Source organism: Paenibacillus sp. JT22N1 (assembly GCF_059692155.1).
The window spans coordinates 1-20,598 of the sequence record NZ_JCAUAW010000008.1; the positions used below are offsets into that span (position 1 = coordinate 1).

Sequence of the window (20,598 nt, forward strand, 5' to 3'; positions counted from 1 at the left end):
GGACCGTAAGTACGGGAGGAACGGCGAACGAAAGTATTAGGAGCGTTCCGAACGGAACGACGTTAGCCGCATTCAAGGCGGCAATCACTCCAGCCGCGGGAGCCTCGTTTGAGATCTACGATGCGGACGGAACGTCCGTTGCGACCGAACTTGCAACGGGCAAGAAGGTGATCGTCATCGCCGAGGATCGAATCACTACGGTTAAGTATGCGGTGATGGTGAATGCGCCGATAAGCAGTGCGGCAACGCTGACTTCGACGATCGGGACCGTAAGTACGGGAGGAACGGCGAACGAAAGTATTAGGAGCGTTCCGAACGGAACGACGTTAGCCGCATTCAAGGCGGCAATCACTCCAGCCGCGGGAGCCTCGTTTGTGATCTACGATGCGGACGGAACGTCCGTAGCGATCGAGCTTGCGACGGGCAAGAAGGTGATCGTCACCGCGGAGGACGGGTTAACGAAGGTGACCTACACGGTGTCGGTGAACGCAGCGGAGCAGAGCGGAAATAGTGGAAGCGGTGGTTCGCCAAGTGATACTATCGTAAGATCGACGGACGGCAGGCTGACGCTTCCGGCAGGTAAAGCGGGAGAGGTTAGCTTGGACAATGAAGTCGTCGTCTCGATCCCGGCCAATGCGACGGACCAAGAAATAAAAGTCACCATCGATAAAGTAACGGACTCTCAGAAGCTTCTCGTAAATAATGAAGTTCTAGTCAGCGCGGTATACGAGATTCTAAAGAACTTCCCGGAGAACTTCACGAAGCCGGTAAAGCTTATCTTCACCTTCGATCCGAAACAAATAAAGGGGAATCAAAAGCCCGTTGTCTTCTACTATGACGAAACGAAGAAGGAATGGATGGAAGTCGGCGGTCTGGTAAGCGGCAATCAGATCACCGTAGAAGTAGATCACTTTACCAAGTATGCGGTATTCACCTTAAATCAAGGGGAAGAACCTGTTAAGGATCCTTCAACCGTCTTCAGCGATATCTCCGGACACTGGGCGGAGTCAAGTATCAAGCAAGCGGTTAGTATTGGCCTTGTTAATGGGTACGCCGACGGAACGTTCAAACCGAGCAAACCCGTGAGTCGAGCCGAATTTACTGTCATGCTGATGAATGCGTTGAAGTCGCAAGAAGCGGGCACGGAGTTGACTTTCGCAGATAACGCGAAGATCGGATCCTGGGCACGGAAAGCGGTCGGGCAAGCGGTACAAGCGGACATTATTAATGGTTATAAGGACGGATCATTCCGTCCGACCGCAGAAATTACGCGCGCCGAGATGGCAGTAATGATCGCGAAGGCGCTAAAGCTATCCATCGTGCCGGACGCCGCAACCGGTTTCTCGGATGACAAGAGTATTCCGTCATGGTCAAGAGGCGCAGTAGCCGTAATAAAAGAACATAACCTTATGGAAGGAACGGGCACGAACCGTTTCAGTCCTAGTGAGCAAGCAACTAGAGCGGAAGCCGTAACGGTTTTGATTAAGATGTTGACGCTTAAGGGTAATTAGGTTCATGAAAAATTATGGAGTCATGAAAACCGCGAAGGCTTATCAAATGCTTACCTATTGTTACCGATAGTACAATAAAACAGCGGCAGTCTAGGACTTTATTTTCTCGTCCATAGCTGCCGCTGTTTCTATTATTTAGATCAGTCTAATACATATTTTCCTTGAACAATAGTTTAACACCTTACATGTTTGCGTTTGAAACCAAGTTGCCCTTTATCTACTCCCTTTTGAATATTTTCGGAAGCATGTAGGAAACTACTTTTTTTCTTGTCCCGTTTGACTTCTACAGGGCCTACAGCCTTTGCGGTCTCGACCGCCTTATCATGGAGCGGCATATAGGATACCCCCACTGTGTAAATAAAACTATTCATAGCGTATTTAGTTCTTTCGGGAGAATCGTGAATCGTATTTCTCACAATTTCAAGCATATTGGCAATTTTGCTTTCGGAAAATTCACCGTCCGGGCGATTACCCAAAAGCCAGCAGTAACAACTCCAGCCCGCTGACATTCTCAGTTCTTCGCCGCTTGCGATCCATTTATCGGCAACTTTTTGAGCAATATCTGCTTCTGCCAAGGTTACTGCAACCACATAATCGGACAGCATATAAAAATAAGCCGCATCCATCCAACGCTCAAAATCCGCTTCAGTCATTGCATTTGGGTCTGCAATTATGCCAGCAAAGTACATTGCGTCGTAGTTCCCTGTGGTGTAAAGCTGCTCAGCCAAAGATTGATTTATTTTAATTTTCTTGGCGATAGGCTTCATATCGCCTGTAGCCACGCCAAAAAGCGGTTCGTGCGCGCCATTGGATTCGTATATTTTCTTGGTTCGTTCCTTGCCGAGAGCTTCTAGCTCTTGCATAACCATTTCTACATTCATTGTTTAACACTTCCTTCTAATTGGAGGTTTTCCCTTAAGGTTTATGCTATCTATTAAGACTATATCAGATTTTGTAAGTATTTTTAAATGCACTTCCATCTGAGCAGGAAGCAGATGCTTTTTCCAAAACATAAACACCATCCTTGCTTGGGGAAAGGGTACAATAAAAAATGAAAATATTGGTGATGCCTTTATAATTATCCATTTATGCGGTTGCCTTCGTGTCATATATACAAGCAAGCGATATGTATCGAACGTATAAATATACCGTAGTGATAAATCTCTGAAAAAAGACGGAAGCCAATAATGGCCGCCGTCTTTCTTGGTTACTTAGAATTTACTTACTTAATTAAAAGAAAAACGGGAACCCAAAAAACGGTATGGCAAATAAAAACGCAAGTGCTGCAAATGGAAAGAAGAATCTTTCAAAACCGAAACCAGGTAAAAAAGCTGATGTTTTTACTTGCTTGGCATTTTTGACTGACTTTTTTTTGACGGACTGATTGTTATTCAAAGCATATGTCCTAACTTCACCCTGTTGTCCAATATAGCCGTTAATAATCAATCGATCACCATCAATTCCCTCAATAGTCCCATAATAATGCGTTCCATCATGTAATACTGCGCAAATTGGTCTTCCTACGAAAGGCATTACAGTTGCCTCGCAAATCGGAAATATTCTCTCCACCTGCTCTCTTACCTCCTTCAAGATAAAGTCTAGTTTTATCATATGTCAGTGGTTATTAGGTGATTGGATTTATGACTTATGACCTTTCCAATTCCACCCAATTTGATACCCAATTCATCTAAAAGAATGCTAATGGAAACATTATTTGGCCCTATTCTCGGCTATTCATATGCACCCTATCCTATGGCATACGTCCAAGCAAGCACTATGTACCGAACATATAAATATAGTGAGTAAACATGAGCGCAGAGTGGGGCAAATCCCATACCTTTTCTTCATACATACGGCGGTGGATGTAATAATTGCTCATCTTCAAGAGAGCATAGTCCAAACATGACGAATCAACATAAGATGACAAGAAGTATGATTTCATTTAAAAGGATGAGTGAGAAGGGAATGAAAACTTTGCATCAGCGTAAAAAAAAGTACGGACGCGTGAACGTCGGACAAAAGGCCATTCCTGCATCATCGCCCTCTATCTCTTCGCAAGTTAAAGAGAACTTAGGAACACCGGTATGTGTAGTGCTCAAGGATGGTTCTCTGTATTACGGAGTGCTAAACGAATTACAAGGCAACCAAGTCATTCTTCAAGGCTTCAAGGGAAATCGGAAGCTCCCCCGAAATAAAGCCAAAGCTAAAGCACAAATATCCAATTTAGGAGGTTTGGGAGGCTTACTTGGCGGAGGCGGATTAGGAAACATGCTTGGCCTTCTTGGTGGCGGGGGTTCTGGGGGACTTTTTGGAGGAGGCTCTAACGGATTACTGGGTGGTCTTGGTAAAGGTGGTGCTGCAACAGGTACTGCTGGGGGTGGAGGTTTCTTTGGTAACATAGGCAGCTTTTTTAAGCTGGGTATGGGAGTCATTTCTTTTATCATGCCATTGATGAAAAATTTTTCGATTTGAGGGAGTAAACTTCTGCACGCAAGATATTATCGATAGAAAATAAAGAAGACAAGAACCGCAAAGCCTTGATGCTGCGCGGTTTTTGTCTTTTTATGCGGGAACGGGTAGACCCCTTACTGCTTCCCCTTTCCCTGCAATTCGTTCAAATATTCGTCCAATCGATCGAAGCGCTCTTCCCACATGCGGCGGTAAGATTCCAGCCAGGTGTTCATTTCTATGAAGGGCTGGGCCCGAAGCTTATAAATGCGCCGATTGGCGCTGGGCTGTACTTCAACAAACCCCGCGTCGCTTAGGACGCGGAGATGTTTGGAAACCTGTGGCTGTTGGAGGCTGAGACGCTCGGCGATTTCCCCTACGGTGAGGGGACCGCCCCGCAGGAGTTCGACAATGTACAATCGGTTGGGCTCTGCTAGTGCGCTCCAGGGTGTTGTGTTCAAGCCCATGATCATGCGCTCCTTCCTTCAGCATATACCGGGCAAGGGAGTTCTTGTGTAGTTCGGTTTATGCCGCTAAGCGGGGTGGCTGACTTAATGATGCAGCTCTTTGTTTCTTATGATAACACACATAAGACCCGCCGATGATAACAAATCCGAGGATGAAAAACGCCAAGCCGCCGGCAGGATCGCCCACCGCGATACTTGAATACATCGCACCCACAAGGTCAAATGTAAGCCCGGCATAAGCCCATTCCTTAATTCTCGGAAAGCCAGGAATCAGTATCGCTAGAATACCTAATAATTTGGCTACACCCAGGAAGGGCAGGAGATAAGAAGGATATCCTAAATGATCAAATAAAACAACCGCATCTGATGCATAGAGGATATCCGGGATAGCACCAATGCCCATCAAGACTACCAACAATGCTGTAAAAATCCAATACATAACTTTCGTTTTTTTCATGATTTTATTACTCCCTTCAATTTATAATTTGACAGTGATTTTGCTCCTTACATAACGGCAAGTTGTTCCTCGAGACGATCCAGTGTTGATTTAGCGCCTTCGATAGCCCCGTATTCCTTAACCACTTTTTCAAGGTCAGCAGCTGATTTGAATCGACTCGTCATGGTGAGCTCTGTCGTCGAATTAGCTTGCTCGGCAAATGTGACCGTCACATGAAATTGTTCGTCCTCATCGCCGTCGCCATGGGAGTATACGAGTTGCTCTGGGCTTACTATCTTGTGGTAGGTGATTTTATTATCATAATCGACGCCGTCCGGACCGTGCATAATGTAACGCCATACCCCGCCTGGTCTAACATCAATTTCTTGAACCGTAGTCGTAAAGCCCTTGGGTCCCCACCATTTCGGCAAATGCTCTGGATCTGTCCAAGCTTTAAAAACCAGTTCCCGCGGCGCTTGAAAGATACGTGTGATACGAAGTTCCTGACCTGCGATTGACGTGAGCGTGTTGTTTGAGTCCTGAGCGTTATTCATAATAATCATCCTCCAAATTGTTTTTGTTCTTTGTGTTTTGAATATACCATAACAGGAATATTCCTGTAAAGGAATATTTATAAATTATTTCAGTTATAGCCAGGAAAGCAGCTATATTCATTAACCCTCCTTTGCTTATTCCGCTTTCCATCTTGCATATTGTTCCGGTAAACAGACTGCACAAGGTCTGTATCCAGCGGCTATAGCGATTTCTTCATTCTCGATAAATACGCGATATTTAACATATCCCCCTTGAGCAATGGCCCGAAGTGCAGAGGGACAATCTAGGCGGCCATATATTTTTTGGCGTCGATAACCGCCCAAAGTACCCGGAGCTCTGCTTTGATAAGGACGTCGATCAGCCCCTATTAATGTGTAGGAAGATTGATTTTCGATTTTCTCATTACCGTTTACACCCATACAAATGACAACTCACCACCCTATGTAGTTGTAACATAAAACGACATTTAGCAATTTCGTTATCTTGCTGTTTCATTCGAGAAGGCGTACAAAAGCTGATTTTCGGGGTTATACTGTAATGAAAACGAAGGGAGGCTTACGGCATGTCTGAGAATCTGTCGCAAAGATTAGCTGATCTGAATTGGAATTTCATCCAGCAATCGCTGAACGAGTACGGTTATGCCAAACTACCTGGCTTGTTAAGCCATACGGAATGTAAGGAAATCATAAGCACTTACGAGGAAGAGAGCCGCTTTCGAACGACCATTGACATGGCTCGATACCGCTTCGGGATTGGGGAGTATAAATATTACAATGCTCCCCTTCCATTTTTGCTTCAACAGCTGCGCGAAGGATTGTATCCGGAACTTGCCATAACAGCTAATCGCTGGCTAGAACAATTGGGCCATAATGCTTCTTATCCGGCAACATTAGCGGAATTCCTCGATCAATGCCATCAAGAAGGGCAGAACCGTCCAACCCCATTGATCCTGAAATATGAAGCTGGGGGATACAATTGTCTGCATCAGGATTTGTATGGTAAAGTTTTCTTTCCCTTTCAGGTCGTATTCGCTCTTACTCAAAGAGAAGTAGATTTCACAGGCGGGGAGTTGCTATTGGTGGAGCAGCGTCCGAGGGCGCAAAGCAGAGGCCATGTCATCACACTGGAACAAGGAGAAGGACTGATTTTTCCAACCAATCATCGACCGGTTTTGGGAACGCGCGGCTATTATAGAACGACTCTTCGACACGGAGTAAACACAATTGCATCTGGAACACGATACAGTTTGGGTATTATATTTCACGATGCGAGATAATGAGCAAAGATCGAATGTCAAATAATAAGAAAGTGGGCTGTCCCAAAAATGATAAATACATTAGTGGGTCAGCCTCTTCATGAATATTTGCATCTATTTTCCCAAGGTAGACTTCCACTAAAGTGAACGTAGAGGCGCTATTTGTGTTAAATATACTCTAATTCAAGCAAACGAGGAACGTAGTGACTCTATTCCGTTGTCTTTAGCTTCGAATAGCTCAAATTTCATCGAATAACGCCCTCACGTTCCGCTAATTCAATTTTTAGCTCATTTCATCCACTTTAGCGCTTTCTCGTTCCACAGAGAACAACTCTGCCCCAAAAGGACCTCCCCCAAATGGCGGAAGTCCTCATGGATACGTGTAACCCTCTTCAAGATAGATACCCCTCAAGGACTATAACCCTATTGGGACAGCCCCCTTTTGAAATTTATTATTGAACAACCAGAGTAGCCGCTTGAAAATTTACGGGTAAATAATCAGTAAGATCAGTTGCGCTGCTTGTTATCGTTTCAACATACCAGGTGTAATCCCCAACAATAGTGGGAGACATCCAGTTGGTGAATGTAAAAGTCACACTCTGATTCCCGCTAAGTCCAGCATTATTTAAATACAGATAATTACCGGAAAAAGATAAATTGCCACTCAGTATGGTTCCATCGCTTTTTACAGCCGTCACGTTAGCTGCAGTTGGGTCTGGCCATTTCGGAGGCGCCATAACTTTAACTTTGGTAATAGGATAAGTAGAGGGAGCGCGCAGCGTTACTTTGACAGTTTGTGCAGTTGCTGCTGGAACGGTAATTTTATCGATCGATGCTGTCCCCCGGCCATAAGAACCGCGAATACGCAAGAATTCCGCATAATATTTGTCTGCTGTTGCCTTGTCATGGATAATCATCAAGTTTTCACTGTTCGTGTCGTTGGCATTCGCACTAGCATTAAAAGAACCCGTTGCGACAACACCAGTCGTATAACCTTTATCAGCAATCAACACCTTGTCATGCAGCTTACCGCCGTATGGGTTGTCAGCTATACTTACCGGAATATCGGCATCAGCTAGATAAGCTAATTCTCCGTAAGGTCCGTTAGAACCATATTGGCTCAAATCGAAAATACCCTCGACATTCACTCCACGAGTTTTAGCGTTGATGATGGCCGTTCTCAGATTATCATCTGTAAAGGAAAAGTAATCGAAGTATAAGTTGTACTTGGCATTGTTCACAACGTCAATTAGCGGTTGAATAGGATTATCTTCGGGTGCAAAATAAACTTCAACTGGAAAGCTTCCGGTTGATGTGTTAATGGTTACTTTTTGCTGAGCGGGCGTAGATGGAGATGCAGTTTTGGTGAATTGACCATATACATACATCTCTTCAAAATCCGTTTTATACACATTCGCAAGGCTAGAGGAATTCCAAAGAATCGTGTTATTAAAATTGTTGGCATTACATGTATCGGTCACATTGGTGCTGCCCATCCAAACCTTTTGCCCATCAATGATGGCATATTTATTATGCATTAGCGCGCTGCGGTTATCACCTTTCACACTAATACCAGCATTTATCAGCTGTTGGGTAAATGTGTTTGTGATGTAGTCGGAATCTGTGACGATACGAATATTCACACCTCGGTTTTTGGCACGAATGACAGCATCCACAAATGGTTGGTAGCGAATTTCATAAAATGCACCGTCAAAGCTAGTTGCAGCTCCATCAATAACAGGAATAAAAGCGTCAACAAGATTGGTACCAGTACCAGGACCGAAAGAAACGGTCTCCGTGTCGTAAGTAACAGCTTGAACCACAGTCTGATTTAATGGCAACATGATTCCGAGGGTAAGGAGTACTGCTTGCAAAGGAATTAGCATTTTTTTAAATGGTTTTACAATAAACAAGAAATTCACCTTCTTCTATATTGTTGTCTTCCTATGAGAAAGACTCATTCTATAGATTAGGATGAATTTGTTATGAGAGTAGACGAAAAATGTTAAATAAATATATAGAAATTTATTTCCAACCCGGGTGCCCAGCGTCCGGGTTTTATCATGAAAAGAATATCAGTGCAAAAAATGTGTAGTCCTCGAAGCAAAAGAAGCGGAGAACATCAAATAGTGAGACTATCCATATAAAACGGTGGTTGTTATGGTGGGTTCAAGCCGAATCACAAGAGGCTAACAACAGAAAGGAAGGTGAGCCATGCATGCTTTCACAACCAATCGCCAAAGCCGGAATCCGTGGAAGCGCTGAAGGGAAGGCTTCAAGAAGATCGTTATGGAGGGATCTGAAGCGCCGGCCGTTTCTTTATATGCTGCTTATCCCCGTTATCGCCTACTTCATTGTTTTCAAGTACTTTCCGTTATACGGGGAAATCATTGCATTTAAGGAGTTTCGGCTGGCTGACGGTATTTGGGGCAGCAAATGGGTGGGGCTGGAGCAGTTCAATCGGCTGCTGCACAGCAGTGATCTGTTCAAGATTGTTCGCAACACGCTCCTATTAAATCTTTATGGACTGTGCATTGGTTTTCCTGTGCCGATCGTGCTCGCGATCATGCTGAACGAGGTTCGGGTGGAATGGTACAAGCGAGTTGTGCAGAACCTCCTGTATTTGCCGCATTTTTTATCGTGGATTATCCTCGGCACGATCGTCATCGGACTACTTTCCCCAGGCAGTGGGTTTGTCAATTATGTCCTGAAGGCGTTCGGGTTTGAGCCGATCTATTTTATGGGAAATACCTTTTGGTGGCCTCTTGTCTATGTGTTCTCCGGCATATGGCGGGATGCAGGCTTCAGCACCATTCTTTATTTGGCGGCAATGTCCAGCATTGATCCGCATCTGTACGAAGCTGCCCGAATAGACGGTGGCGGCAAGTTGCGACAAATATGGCATGTGACGCTTCCTGGCATCCGAAGTACGATAGCGCTAATGCTTGTTCTGCAAATGGGCCGTATGTTCGACGTTGGCTTCGAGCATGTTTGGGTGCTGACTAATCCAATGGTGACCAGCGTTTCTGACGTGATGAGTACTTACATTTACAGACTTGGCCTCGTCAACCTGCAATACAGCTACACAACTGCGATTGGATTGGTGCAATCCCTCGTCGGCTTGATACTCGTGCTTTCGGTGAATCGCATCATTCGGGCGATGGGAGAGCGGGCGTTATGGTAGCGAAGGATGCAGCTGGAGGCAAATTCAATCACCGAAAGGAGGGGCTGCGGATGGCCATTTGGAAAGAGCGTGTGCCCCGCTTACTACTCTACCTCTTCTTAGCCATATGCACGTTCTCGACGTTATTCCCGTTTCTGAATGTGCTGGCGGTTTCCCTTAGCTCGGGCGAAGCCATACGTGCCGGCAACGTTTCGATATGGCCAAGACATTTGACGTGGGATGCCTATCGCAACTTGATTGATGACGGGCAGCTGTTCGTAGCGATGAAAAATACGGTTGTGATGACCGTTGTAGGCACATCACTAAACATGCTGTTTACGATCATGGCGGCTTACCCGCTGTCGAAAATGGATTTGCGTGGACGGGGTCCCGTCCTTGGCATGATTATTTTCACGATGCTATTCAGTGGAGGGCTGATCCCTCAGTTTCTACTCATTAAAAGCTTGGGACTTATGAATACGTATTGGTCACTTTGGTTGTCTGGCCTTATCAGCACGTACAATTTGTTCGTCCTGAAGACGTTCTTCGAAGGGCTACCGAGTGAGCTTGAGGAATCGGCATCCATCGATGGGGCGAAGGACTGGGTCGTGCTTGTGCGGATCGTTCTTCCGCTGGCACTTCCGGTTATCGCAGCCTTGACGCTCTTCTACGCGGTGGGGTGGTGGAACGCATATTACAACGTGCTCATTTTTATTAAAAGCTCAACCCAAATGTCTCTGATGGTGAAGCTTTACCAGATGATCGATAACCTCGATCCGGCACTGCTGGTCGGGGATTCTGCGAACGCGAACAACACGCTGCCGCCGGAAGGTGTACGTGCGGGAGCCGCTATGCTGGCTTCTCTGCCGATTCTGATTATTTATCCGTTTCTGCAAAAATATTTCGTGAAGGGCGTTTTAATGGGCTCCGTCAAAGGCTAGCTTATTTAACGTCAGTTATTGGCTCCGTTCATAATGGCGCTAAAAGCCTTGTGATATAATCAATCCATGTGGGAGGTCATCGTATGAAGAGTATGAAGAGAACAAAACGATGGGTGTTAGGTTCAACGATTTTGGCAATGACGCTGGGAGCGGCTTTAACCGGCTGCAGTAAAACGGAGCAAGGAGCGAGCGGCAGTTCAGCCCCGACAGCAGCAAGTAAGACGGAGGACAAGTACGATAAGCTGCCGAAGAGCGTTAGCGTTTCCATGTACGATCGAGGCGCCGTCGCCGCAGAAGAAGGTTCCTATGAACAGAATCGCTGGACCAAGTGGATTCATGAACAATCGGGCGTTCAGGTTAAATATGTGCCGGTTCCCCGTAACCAGGCGCAGGATAAGCTGAATACGCTGATTGCCTCTGGCGAAGCGCCGGATCTGATCTGGGATTATGACCGCAATTATATTGGTACGCTCGTCTCACAGGGCGTCGTTCAACCGATCGATGACTACATCAACCAATACAGTACGGTAATTAAGAATTATATCAACGAAAATCCGGAATTAAAGCCGCTGATGACATTCGACGGCAAAATATATGGGATCACAACAAAACGGCCATTAAACGGCTTGGCCAATGGCGGCATGTGGATCCGGCAGGATTGGCTGGACAAGGTTGGCATGAAGGCGCCGACGACGGAGGAAGAATTTTTTGTAGTGACGAAAGCATTCAAGGAAAAGGGTTTATCCGGGAATACGAACGCCCCTGTTGTTTCTATGTTTGTCTGGCCTAACGTGATCGCTGGCCTTTATGCGACACATAGCACGCAATGGTACCTCGATGGGGGTAAAATGATGAATGCGAACCTCGTTGACCGCAACGTGGGTGCGCTTACTTTTGAACGTAAGCTATACGAGAACGGGTACATCGATAAGGAATATTTGACGGATAAAAATAGTCAGAAGATGATGGCTGACTGGGCGCAAGGCAAAACAGGCATCCTGATCGGCACCGTCGGCAATGGCATAGACACTTATATGAAGGATTTGATGAAGAATTTCCCAGATGCGAATCCGGTGCCATTAGCTGCTTTCTCGACGACGCATGGCAAGTTTGGAGCCTATCAGGAAACGCAAGCAAGTATTTATGTCGCGTTCAATAAAAATATGAAAAATCCGAAGGCAGCGATCCAATATCTCGACTGGATGCTGGATAAAGGTTGGTACACGCTGTTGAACGGTACGGAGAACACGCATTTCAAATTGGTGAATGGCGTTCCTCAGGTGCTGGATGCTGACAAAGTCAAGAAAGAAGTTGCTTACGCTGGTGAGTATGCGATTTTAAGAAACGATGCCAAGACGTTCAAGTTGGAGGATTTGATGATCAAAGCCGCACAGGATCCGCTTTCGCAGCGCTGGGCGAAGTTGAACGCTGAAGCGATGAAGACGGCGCTTAGCGTACCGTTCCGTCGGGATATTCCGTTTTCGCCGAACTCGCCGGAAATCAGCAATGTGCTTGCGAGCATTGGGCCGAAGTTGACCGAGATCCGCACGAGAGCCATCATCAAAGGTGACATCACCCCAGAACAGGCGCTTGATATGATCCGTAAAGAGTACAAGAGCGCTGGCGGAGACAAGGCAGATCAAATCGCACAAGAATGGTACGAAAAGAATAAAGCGAATTTCAAATAACTTGATGTGGATTTATTAAGAACTCGAGGGGGCAATGGCATGTTTTGGCGACCAAAGAGAAGCCGTTCGAAGCGTACGATGTCGATTATTTTGCTTTTTTTGAGCCTATGTATAGTTTCGACAGCAGGCCTGTCCTATTTCATCACGACCAACCATCTTGAGGCAGAAGTCGAGCAAACGAACATGTCGCTGCTCCACGAGGTAAACAGCAAGCTGCTGCTGGTGCTGAAAGCGGTCGACGCTGAAGCGATGCAATTTCTACGCAGCCGTGATATGAGGATGTTCATGGAGGATGATGCTGCAGATCAGCAGGACACAATTAATATCAATACGCGAATTGGGGATATGCTGCTGAGCAATGATACCATCTTTTCAATTGATCTGTATTCCTATGCCAAAAAGCGTTGGTCGCAGACCAATCCATTTCAGACGACGGAGCCGGGCATTGATTATCAGTGGATAAATGCGTTCGAACGCTATAAAGGCTTTTATCAGTGGGTCGGTACGCGTAAGCTTTCCCTTGATGAGGCAGGTAACATACGGCAAAATGTGATGACGCTGATTCGCTCCTATCCGCTTACACATGGGGATGGATACCGCAAAGGTGCCGTAGCTTTCAATGTGGATGAGCGATCCATTTACAATTTAATTAAAAATGCCATAGATCCTTCATTCGGCTACTTGTTTCTGGCAGATGCAGAGGGAACGATCCTCAGTCATTCTGATAAATCTTTGATCGGCGCGAAGGCAGGAGAACTCCTCTGGTCACAAGAAATGAACAAGCGGGAAGAAGGCATGTTCCGTACGAAAATTAATGGGATTAACCGAACTGTCTTCTATATGAAAAGCCCCTATACGGGTTGGGAAATTATTAGTGTTGTATCCGATGCTGAGCTTAGCAAGCCGCTGGTACAGGTACGAAATACATTGTTTGGCATTTCTATTCTCTTATTGCTTCTAGCCGGAGGTATGTCGGTGGTGCTCAACAGCTGGATGTTTCGGCCGGTGAATCGGGTTCTGACGAATGTGACGAAGCAGCTTCAGGCGTATGGCCGATTCGAAAGACAAAATGAGTATTCGGCAGAAGATGAATTCAGCGGAATTGAAGTATCCTTGTCGTACATATTGGCCGACAGCAATCGCATGTATAGACAAATGCGGGAAACACAGCCGGTTATTAAATGGCGGCTTGTGATGGATGCTCTAATCGGCGCACGCCAAAATCCATCGGAGCTGCTTCCCAGCCTTGAAGCGATCGGATATCCCCTGCATGTGCAGCAGTATATGGTAATGACTGCCGAGTTTGATCGTAAATCGGTGATTGCGACTCCACAGGATCTGCAACTATATAGTTATGCGCTCTGCAATGTGGCGGAGGAGATGATCAACAGTGAGTATCGAGGGGTTGCCATTGAAGCAAGGGATGGCATGGTGGTTATTGTAATCAGCTTTGACGAAGCGGACGTGGAAGCTAATTTACTGCGGACGTTGGCGGTGGCTGAGTTGATCAAGAGCTACGTGGAAGAACAGTTCAAACAGACGATTTCGATTGGGCTGGGCCACTTGACGCAAGATTTGGGCATGCTCCAGCAATCTTACCATGACGCAATGTCGGCGCTGTCGTACAAGATGATTCTCGGAGGCAATGCGATCATTTCCAGCGAAGATATTCGCGAGCCGGCAAGCGGAGAGTTTATGCGGCTGCTTGGCATGACGGATGGGATTGTTGACTCGCTGCGCCTGACAGATAGCGAGAAAATGGCGAAGCAGACGGAGCGCTGGTTCGGTGAGATGGCTGGCAGTGGTGCTGCGCCTGATATGATTCGGCAACTGGTTGTACATTTCATGATGAAGGCAGCCAAAGTTGTAGGCGAGATCGATCCGGCGCTGCTCGAGGAGGCGCCTTCACATCGGCTATTCGATCTGCTGAGCCAATACGAAAGCATCCATGAGTTGTCGGATTACGTCATTGAGCAGCTTGCTCGATATGCAGGGCAAATTGAGGAGAGACGCAGCAATCGAGAGCGAAACGACGTTGTTGAGCGGATTACTGCTTTTATCGATGCGCACTATATGCACAGCGATTTATCATTAAATTATTTGGCAAGCGAGTTCAAACTGAGTGTGTCGCATGTGAGCCGCATATTCAAGGAGCACACGGAAAGAAATTTCATTGATTATTTGATGGATATTCGCATGAGGAAAGCGAAGGAGCTGCTCGCCGGTTCCGATCTGCTGATCCGCGATGTTTCCGGAGCTGTGGGCTACACCAACGTCAACAGCTTCGTGCGAATTTTCAAGAAAAGCACGGGGTTTACACCAGGCGAATATCGGGAACGTGAGCAAGCGTAGGAAAATGGAGAAGTCGGTGCCAACGATGCCGGCGAAGCCGAATAAGGATGCAATGGGAGGTAAGAACGATGCTCAAACATACATCATTTACAGATACAATCACGGGGCTGCCGATCCTGGCCATTGGGTCCGAAGCAGGCGATACGGGACATCACTACTATACGGCGATGTCGTGGCTGTCGGACAGCCGACATGTGATTGTATACACGGATATGGACCGGGAGACTTGGAATGGTAACATCGTGCGTTTCGATACGGAAACGGGGGATGTGCAAGTGCTGGAGGAAGGCCTGACTTGGGGGAGCGGGGTTGTCTCATGCGATGATATTTTATATCTGCTCCGCAAGAATGAGTTATACGCAATTGATGCGTGGAGCGGGGAACGGCGTACGATTTGCATGTTGGATGAGCGCTGTACGTTCTTTGGGCCATTATCGGTGACGAATGATGGCAAGGTGCTTGGTGTCTACTGGAAAGAGCAGCTTGTTCGCTCCGAGGATGCTGCATCTCGGGATGCCGATTGGGTGATCGGCACGGTTCATACAGAGAGCGGAGAGGTACGAGAAGCTGCCCGTCCCCAATTCGAGGAACCTTTTCCGGTGGCGAATCATGCCATGATTAATCCGGTCGATCCGAATCAACTGTTCTTTTCGCACGAAGGCGCGACAGAGCAAATTCCGGATCGGCTCTGGACAGTCAATGCGCGAACCGGGGACATGCGCAACCTGTTTGCGCAGAAGAGGGCGGAGAGCGGACAGCCAGTCGAATATGTTGGGCACGAAATATGGGCGTTCGATGGCAGCGGGCTATATTTCGTGAAATATCCGCATAGTCCGGTTAAACCGACAGGCGTCTATTTCGTGGATCGCCGTGGCGAAGGTCACGAGTTCATTAACGGCGACTATAGGTACTGGCATGTCGGCATCAGTCCTGACGGCAAGTATGCAGCGGCGGATACGCAGGAGCCGGGCATTTCCAAAATCGTACTGATTAACACGGCTTCGAAACAATCCGAGCTGCTGTGTGAGCTGCCATGCCGTGGGATGCATCCAGGGCACCCGCATCCATCGTTTAGTCCAGACAGTCGTAAGGTTACCTTCACATTTTCGGATGAGCATGATCGGCTCCATGTCGGGATTATGGATATTGGCGACCGATTGTAGAGAGGTGAGGATTCGCGAGGGGATGGAGATGAGCAAGCATAGTTCGGCTGCCCGTGTTGGCTTATTAATGAAAACGCTTTCAAATATGAGAGGGAGTGCGTTTACTTGGTGATGAAAAAATGGATGTTAAGCCTTATGCTGATTTCGTTATTGTTTACCTCACCTTTGTTTGGACTACGATCATTAGACAACACGACCGTTTATGCGGCAGACACGTTACAAAATACAACGATTGGCGGATTTGAAAGCGATGAAGAACTTTGGAATTTTTACTTGGGAACCGAGTTTCCCGGAGCCAAGGGCGAATATGTGCGGGATACGTCCGTATTTAGGTCGGGGACCTCTTCGGGTAAGCTGCGCGGGGATTTTAGCACCGGCGGCAAATATGTCTCGGTGAGTAAAAATTTTATTCCTATGGATATACAGAAACTTGAATTTTGGGTAAAAACAGTTGACGCTGCTGCGATCGTGCTTCGGGTGACGGATTCGACCGGGCAGGTGCATCAGCAGAAGCTCGCAGTGGCGTCAAATGCGAATTGGCAGAAGATCGAGATCACCAAATTTAACACGGGCACAAGCTATCTTCATTTCGGCGGGGCCAACGATGGGGTGTGGCATGGAGCAGCCCAGGGGATCGGACTTTTGTTAGAGAAATCTGGTTTAAGCGGTGGGAAAACAAGCGGGAATGTCTGGTTTGATGATGTATCCGCGACGGTTCCGCAGCAAGAACTTCTATGGGACTCACCGATCGGCAACTTCGAGAACGTCTTTGACATATGGAAACTAACCTTGGGAGCAGGAGCTAAAGGCCAATATGTCCGGGATCCGTCCATGTTTAAGGAGGGAAGCTTTTCGGGTAAGTTGAGCGGGGATTTTAGTGGTACAGGAAAAAGTGTTTCGCTGGGAAGATATTTTTCTCCTCGAGAAATAAAAAAGCTTGGATTTTGGGTGAAAACAACGGATGCTGTAGCCATCCTAGTTGTGTTGAAGGATTCGACCGGACAGGTGCATCAGCAGAAAATGGCTGTAACGCCGAACGGCAATTGGCAGAAGATCGAAGTATTCAAGTTTACCGAGGGAACGAGTTATCTTCATTATAACGGGGCAAACGACGGGGTTTGGCATGGTCCCGCCCAAGGCATCGGGTTTATCCTTGAGAAGTCTGGCTTGATCGGGGGCAAAACGAGCGGAGACATTCGCTTGGACAATATCGTGACGACATCCACCTTCCCTGATTTATCCATCGAGCAGTCCCGAATGGGGAATGTCTTTCTGGCGAACGAATCTGTAGCTTTTCCTCTTGTAACAAGGGGAGATACTGTAAGCTGGAGCGTATATGACCACTTGGATCATCAAGTATTGGCAGGCAGTGAGGGGGTGCAGGATAGGCAATTGAATTTGACGATTCCTATTCAGCAGCTTGGTTATTATAAGCTTTCGCTTGCTGCTGAGAAAGATGGTCAAACGATCAAGCGTGAAGAAATTTCGTTTGCCCGCTTAGCAGAGGATGATCCTACCCTGGCGAACAACTCTCCGTTCGGAGTGTCCACTCACCTTGCAAGAACAAACACCGGATGGACGCCTGAGTTAAGTACGCTGTTAAAGCGTGCCGGATCCAAAAATTTCCGTGACGAAATCACTTGGGTAGATGTCGAATACGAAAAAGGGAAATACCAGAAGCCGCCAGGCCGCGATGCCTTTATGCGGAAAACGCAGCAGGACGGATTGAAGCCGTTCATCACCTTCGACTTTACCAATCCGTTTTACGATCAGGACAGTACGCCTTATTCGGACGAAGGCCGTCAGGGTTTTGCCAATTATGGCAAGGCTTTGCTGGATTTATACGGCAATCAGATGGAATGGGTGGAAGTCTATAATGAGTTTAACGGAGGGTTCGGTGATCGAGGGAACGGCCCCGCTGACTCACGTCCGGACTATTATTTTAAGCTGCTGAAGAAGACCTACGAGACGGTGAAAGCCGCCAGACCGAATGTCACGGTTGTCGGAATGGCATCGAATGTAGATATAAAATGGATGGAGGAAGTGTTTAAGCTTGGCGGGCTTCAATACATGGACGCGGTTTCCATCCATCCGTACAATCGAACGTCGGATGGCATGCTGCAAGATATCCTCGCTGCGAAAAGCTTGATCCGAACTTATAACCAAGGTCAGGACAAACCGCTTTGGATTACGGAAGTCGGCTGGAAGACCAATATTGGCGCCACGGGCGTAGTCGAAAAAACGCAAGCGGATTATTTGGTGCGTGCTTATGTGCAAGCGTTGAGCGCCGGTGTCGAGAAAATATTCTGGTATGATTTGATGAATGATGGCATGCAAGCCGACTATGGCGAAGATAATTTCGGGCTCATCCGGCATCAGGAAGATCCCAAAGGCCAGTTCACGCCGAAACCCGCTTACGCGGCTTATGGGGCGATGACACGAGAATTGCTTGGCGCAACATTCGTTGAACAGGAAGCCGTCGGCACGGGCATTACCAGCTACAGATTTGATAAAAACGGCCAGAAGCTAAGAACTGTTTGGGCCAATACCCCCGTGCAGGCAGCGATTCAAACGGATTCGCCGATTCAGGTCACGGATATTATGGGGAACACGGAAACCTTTACGCCGCTTAATGGCAAGGTGTATATGACACTAACTGCGGAGCCCATTTACATCCAAAGCGAAATTAACGGAATCACGGTTGATTCAACGTTCGCCGTGACTGGTGACAAGGCTGTAACTGGCGAGCCTGTTGCACTAACAGTGAAAGCAAAGAATTCATCTGCATCGCCTCTCGCTGCTTCCTTCACGGTGGAAAGATCGACATATTCTTTGAACGCGGGAGCCGGTCAGAATACGTCTCAGCCGTTCGCCCTACCAGGATTGGTCCAGGAAGGCATTCGTTATGTCACAGGAGATTTGACCGTGAACGGAAATTTGATTGGAAGGCTTAAACATGAGGTTCAGACGCTTCCATCTTATCATGCACGAGTCATTCCAGTTATTACCGACGTGGCTACGAAAGCAGAAGCATTGCACATACAAATCCAGAACAATTCCAAGCAGCTGGCTCTAACCGTCAGGAAAGCGGATTGGCAGTTCGGTACCCAGTCAGGCACACAAGATTTGAACGCTGTGATTCCTCCGGATACGACTATGTCGTTTGATATTCCGCTGAGCGGTTTTAATTACGGTGTCAGCAATCAAGCGCAAGTGACCGTCCAATTTGACGGAAAACAATCTTTCGTTTATGGAGGGAAGCTAGATTTCAATCCGATCCTTCCTGGAACGGTACAGATTGACGGCTCAGCTGACCCTGCGATCGTAGCGTCGCTGCCGGTTGCGCTTTTGTCGCAAGGGACGGTAAAAATGCAAAATTATACGGGTGCTTCGGATTTGGACGGCAGCGTATGGGTGAACTGGGATCAGGATCATTTCAATCTGACTGCGACGATCAAAGACAATGTTCATTACACGACTGTAAGCGGAGCTGAGATTTGGAAAAATGACAGTCTCCAATTTGCTGCCATGGCGGGTATTCCTGGTGAAAATCTGGCTTCCTATGAGTTCGGCCTTTCTCAGACGCCTCTGGGGCCGCAAATCTATCGTTGGTTATCGCCGAATACCAGCGTTAGGGAACTTGTAACGAACGGTTCGTTGCAGGTATCGAGAGACGAATCACAGAAGGTTACGGTTTATGAACTTGCGCTTCCTTGGTCTGAGCTTGCACCGATCAAGCCGGAAAAGAATGGAGCCATCAGCTTCTCATTGCTCGTTAATGATAACGATGGAACCGGCCGCAAAGGGTATATCGAGTGGGGCTCAGGCATTGGTGAAACGAAAGATCCTAAAAAATTCAGAACCGTGCAGTGGATCATAACGGATGATACGCCTCCGGTTACCGTCGCCGGATTGGAAGGGACGAAGCAGAACGGTTGGTACGTCACCGATGTCAAAGTAAATCTGATCGCTACGGATGACAAGTCCAGTGTTACGGAAACTGTATACAGTCGGGATGGAGGAACCACTTGGACAAAATATCAGACCGCGCTTGTTTTTAAAGAAGATGGAGTCCACACGCTTTCGTTCCGATCGACCGATCAGATGGGAAATAAGGAACAGTCGCAAGCGATATCCTTCGCGATCGATCAGACCCCGCCGACTGTTCAAATCAGCGGAGGGGGGACGTATACCGTCGATCAGACGGTAACGGTTACCTGCTCTGCCACGGATACCGTATCCGGCGTCGTCTACAGCTCATGCTCGGCTCCTTTGCTGAGCAACCCGGCCTATCTGTTGAACGTGGGCGACAATATAGTTTCGGCATATGCTACCGATGCTGCAGGCAATTCCGGAACGGCGGCAACCACCATTACCGTTAAGGTAACAGTGGATAGCCTGATCCGGCTCATCGAAGCTTGGATCACCAGCAATGGCAGCCAAGGTATTGTTAACTCGTTTGAAACTAAGCTCCGGCATGGACAGTTTGACGCCTTTATCAACGAAGTTCATGCGCAGAAAGGCAAGGAAATTTCCGAAGAAGCTGCAAATTACTTGTTGAAGTTTGTCAATGATTTGAAGTGATAACAAGATTTCATGAACACTTGCTCCCTCAATGG

17 protein-coding genes are annotated in these 20,598 nt (G+C 47.3%); 9 read left to right on the forward strand and 8 right to left on the reverse strand.

The window, feature by feature from the left end; all coding sequences use genetic code 11:
* On the forward strand, nt 1–1,511 hold a 1,511-nt coding region (locus tag AC58UU_RS16585), incomplete at its 5' end, for an S-layer homology domain-containing protein (protein ID WP_497317375.1).
* A 173-nt stretch (nt 1,512–1,684) separates the two neighbouring features.
* Here the strand turns inward: AC58UU_RS16585 and AC58UU_RS16590 are convergent.
* The 3 genes from AC58UU_RS16590 to AC58UU_RS16600 all read right to left on the reverse strand — a co-directional run bounded on the left by AC58UU_RS16590 (nt 1,685) and on the right by AC58UU_RS16600 (nt 3,080).
* Nucleotides 1,685–2,392 (reverse strand): DNA alkylation repair protein, encoded by a 708-nt coding sequence (locus AC58UU_RS16590; protein WP_497317377.1) that lies wholly within the window; start codon nt 2,390–2,392, stop codon nt 1,685–1,687.
* A 64-nt stretch (nt 2,393–2,456) separates the two neighbouring features.
* A complete protein-coding gene (locus tag AC58UU_RS16595) occupies nt 2,457–2,597 on the reverse strand; it encodes a hypothetical protein (RefSeq protein ID WP_497317379.1) in 141 nt (46 codons plus the stop codon).
* A 144-nt stretch (nt 2,598–2,741) separates the two neighbouring features.
* Nucleotides 2,742–3,080 (reverse strand): hypothetical protein, encoded by a 339-nt coding sequence (locus AC58UU_RS16600; protein WP_497317381.1) that lies wholly within the window; start codon nt 3,078–3,080, stop codon nt 2,742–2,744.
* Nucleotides 3,081–3,476: 396 nt separating this feature from the next.
* On the opposite strand from AC58UU_RS16600, the gene AC58UU_RS16605 reads away from it, so the two are divergent.
* Nucleotides 3,477–3,983, forward strand: a complete 507-nt coding sequence (locus AC58UU_RS16605) for a hypothetical protein (RefSeq protein WP_497317383.1) — start codon at nt 3,477–3,479, stop codon at nt 3,981–3,983.
* Between the two features lie 113 nt (nt 3,984–4,096).
* Here AC58UU_RS16605 and AC58UU_RS16610 read toward each other — a convergent pair whose 3' ends face one another.
* The 4 genes from AC58UU_RS16610 to AC58UU_RS16625 all read right to left on the reverse strand — a co-directional run bounded on the left by AC58UU_RS16610 (nt 4,097) and on the right by AC58UU_RS16625 (nt 5,836).
* Nucleotides 4,097–4,426 (reverse strand): ArsR/SmtB family transcription factor, encoded by a 330-nt coding sequence (locus AC58UU_RS16610; RefSeq protein WP_497317385.1) that lies wholly within the window; start codon nt 4,424–4,426, stop codon nt 4,097–4,099.
* Nucleotides 4,427–4,484: 58 nt separating this feature from the next.
* Nucleotides 4,485–4,883: a DoxX family protein gene (locus tag AC58UU_RS16615; RefSeq protein ID WP_497317386.1), complete on the reverse strand. Its 399-nt coding sequence runs from the start codon at nt 4,881–4,883 to the stop codon at nt 4,485–4,487.
* A 47-nt stretch (nt 4,884–4,930) separates the two neighbouring features.
* The gene (locus AC58UU_RS16620) at nt 4,931–5,416 is read right to left on the reverse strand and encodes an SRPBCC family protein (RefSeq protein ID WP_497317388.1); all 486 of its coding nucleotides are present in this window, start codon (nt 5,414–5,416) and stop codon (nt 4,931–4,933) included.
* A 135-nt stretch (nt 5,417–5,551) separates the two neighbouring features.
* Nucleotides 5,552–5,836: an Ada metal-binding domain-containing protein gene (locus tag AC58UU_RS16625; RefSeq protein ID WP_497317390.1), complete on the reverse strand. Its 285-nt coding sequence runs from the start codon at nt 5,834–5,836 to the stop codon at nt 5,552–5,554.
* Between the two features lie 143 nt (nt 5,837–5,979).
* Here AC58UU_RS16625 and AC58UU_RS16630 point away from each other — a divergent pair, with 143 nt between their 5' ends.
* Entirely contained in the window at nt 5,980–6,693 is a 714-nt protein-coding gene (locus AC58UU_RS16630; protein ID WP_497317392.1) for a 2OG-Fe(II) oxygenase, read from the forward strand.
* 431 nt (nt 6,694–7,124) lie between these two features.
* Here the strand turns inward: AC58UU_RS16630 and AC58UU_RS16635 are convergent, their stop codons facing one another.
* On the reverse strand, nt 7,125–8,585 hold the full coding sequence (locus tag AC58UU_RS16635; RefSeq protein WP_497317394.1) for a phospholipase D-like domain-containing protein: 1,461 nt from the start codon (nt 8,583–8,585) through the stop codon (nt 7,125–7,127).
* A gap of 305 nt (nt 8,586–8,890) precedes the next feature.
* On the opposite strand from AC58UU_RS16635, the gene AC58UU_RS16640 reads away from it, so the two are divergent.
* The 6 genes from AC58UU_RS16640 to AC58UU_RS16665 all read left to right on the forward strand — a co-directional run bounded on the left by AC58UU_RS16640 (nt 8,891) and on the right by AC58UU_RS16665 (nt 20,563).
* Nucleotides 8,891–9,856, forward strand: coding sequence for an ABC transporter permease (locus AC58UU_RS16640; protein WP_497317396.1), 966 nt, complete (start codon nt 8,891–8,893; stop codon nt 9,854–9,856).
* Nucleotides 9,850–10,776 (forward strand): carbohydrate ABC transporter permease, encoded by a 927-nt coding sequence (locus AC58UU_RS16645; RefSeq protein ID WP_497317398.1) that lies wholly within the window; start codon nt 9,850–9,852, stop codon nt 10,774–10,776. The genes AC58UU_RS16640 and AC58UU_RS16645 overlap by 7 nt, the downstream gene beginning before the upstream one ends.
* An 83-nt stretch (nt 10,777–10,859) precedes the next feature.
* Entirely contained in the window at nt 10,860–12,464 is a 1,605-nt protein-coding gene (locus tag AC58UU_RS16650) for an extracellular solute-binding protein (RefSeq protein ID WP_497317400.1), read from the forward strand.
* A gap of 39 nt (nt 12,465–12,503) precedes the next feature.
* Nucleotides 12,504–14,816 (forward strand): helix-turn-helix domain-containing protein, encoded by a 2,313-nt coding sequence (locus AC58UU_RS16655; protein ID WP_497317402.1) that lies wholly within the window; start codon nt 12,504–12,506, stop codon nt 14,814–14,816.
* Between the two features lie 68 nt (nt 14,817–14,884).
* Complete coding sequence (locus AC58UU_RS16660; protein ID WP_497317404.1) at nt 14,885–15,979, forward strand: TolB family protein; 1,095 nt, start codon at nt 14,885–14,887, stop codon at nt 15,977–15,979.
* A 111-nt stretch (nt 15,980–16,090) separates the two neighbouring features.
* Complete coding sequence (locus tag AC58UU_RS16665; RefSeq protein WP_497317825.1) at nt 16,091–20,563, forward strand: OmpL47-type beta-barrel domain-containing protein; 4,473 nt, start codon at nt 16,091–16,093, stop codon at nt 20,561–20,563.
* Nucleotides 20,564–20,598 lie beyond the last annotated feature (35 nt).

What these genes read in the sequence shown, in the direction of transcription:
- AC58UU_RS16620 (WP_497317388.1), bottom strand. Translation starts at nt 5,416, where the DNA reads ATGAATAACGCTCAGGACTCAAACAACACGCTCACGTCAATCGCAGGT.
- AC58UU_RS16660 (WP_497317404.1), top strand. Translation starts at nt 14,885, where the DNA reads ATGCTCAAACATACATCATTTACAGATACAATCACGGGGCTGCCGATC.
- AC58UU_RS16615 (WP_497317386.1), bottom strand. Translation starts at nt 4,883, where the DNA reads ATGAAAAAAACGAAAGTTATGTATTGGATTTTTACAGCATTGTTGGTA.
- AC58UU_RS16645 (WP_497317398.1), top strand. Translation starts at nt 9,850, where the DNA reads ATGGTAGCGAAGGATGCAGCTGGAGGCAAATTCAATCACCGAAAGGAG.
- AC58UU_RS16625 (WP_497317390.1), bottom strand. Translation starts at nt 5,836, where the DNA reads ATGGGTGTAAACGGTAATGAGAAAATCGAAAATCAATCTTCCTACACA.
- AC58UU_RS16665 (WP_497317825.1), top strand. Translation starts at nt 16,091, where the DNA reads ATGAAAAAATGGATGTTAAGCCTTATGCTGATTTCGTTATTGTTTACC.
- AC58UU_RS16595 (WP_497317379.1), bottom strand. Translation starts at nt 2,597, where the DNA reads ATGGATAATTATAAAGGCATCACCAATATTTTCATTTTTTATTGTACC.
- AC58UU_RS16630 (WP_497317392.1), top strand. Translation starts at nt 5,980, where the DNA reads ATGTCTGAGAATCTGTCGCAAAGATTAGCTGATCTGAATTGGAATTTC.
- AC58UU_RS16640 (WP_497317396.1), top strand. Translation starts at nt 8,891, where the DNA reads ATGCTTTCACAACCAATCGCCAAAGCCGGAATCCGTGGAAGCGCTGAA.
- AC58UU_RS16655 (WP_497317402.1), top strand. Translation starts at nt 12,504, where the DNA reads ATGTTTTGGCGACCAAAGAGAAGCCGTTCGAAGCGTACGATGTCGATT.
- AC58UU_RS16590 (WP_497317377.1), bottom strand. Translation starts at nt 2,392, where the DNA reads ATGAATGTAGAAATGGTTATGCAAGAGCTAGAAGCTCTCGGCAAGGAA.
- AC58UU_RS16650 (WP_497317400.1), top strand. Translation starts at nt 10,860, where the DNA reads ATGAAGAGTATGAAGAGAACAAAACGATGGGTGTTAGGTTCAACGATT.
- AC58UU_RS16605 (WP_497317383.1), top strand. Translation starts at nt 3,477, where the DNA reads ATGAAAACTTTGCATCAGCGTAAAAAAAAGTACGGACGCGTGAACGTC.
- AC58UU_RS16610 (WP_497317385.1), bottom strand. Translation starts at nt 4,426, where the DNA reads ATGGGCTTGAACACAACACCCTGGAGCGCACTAGCAGAGCCCAACCGA.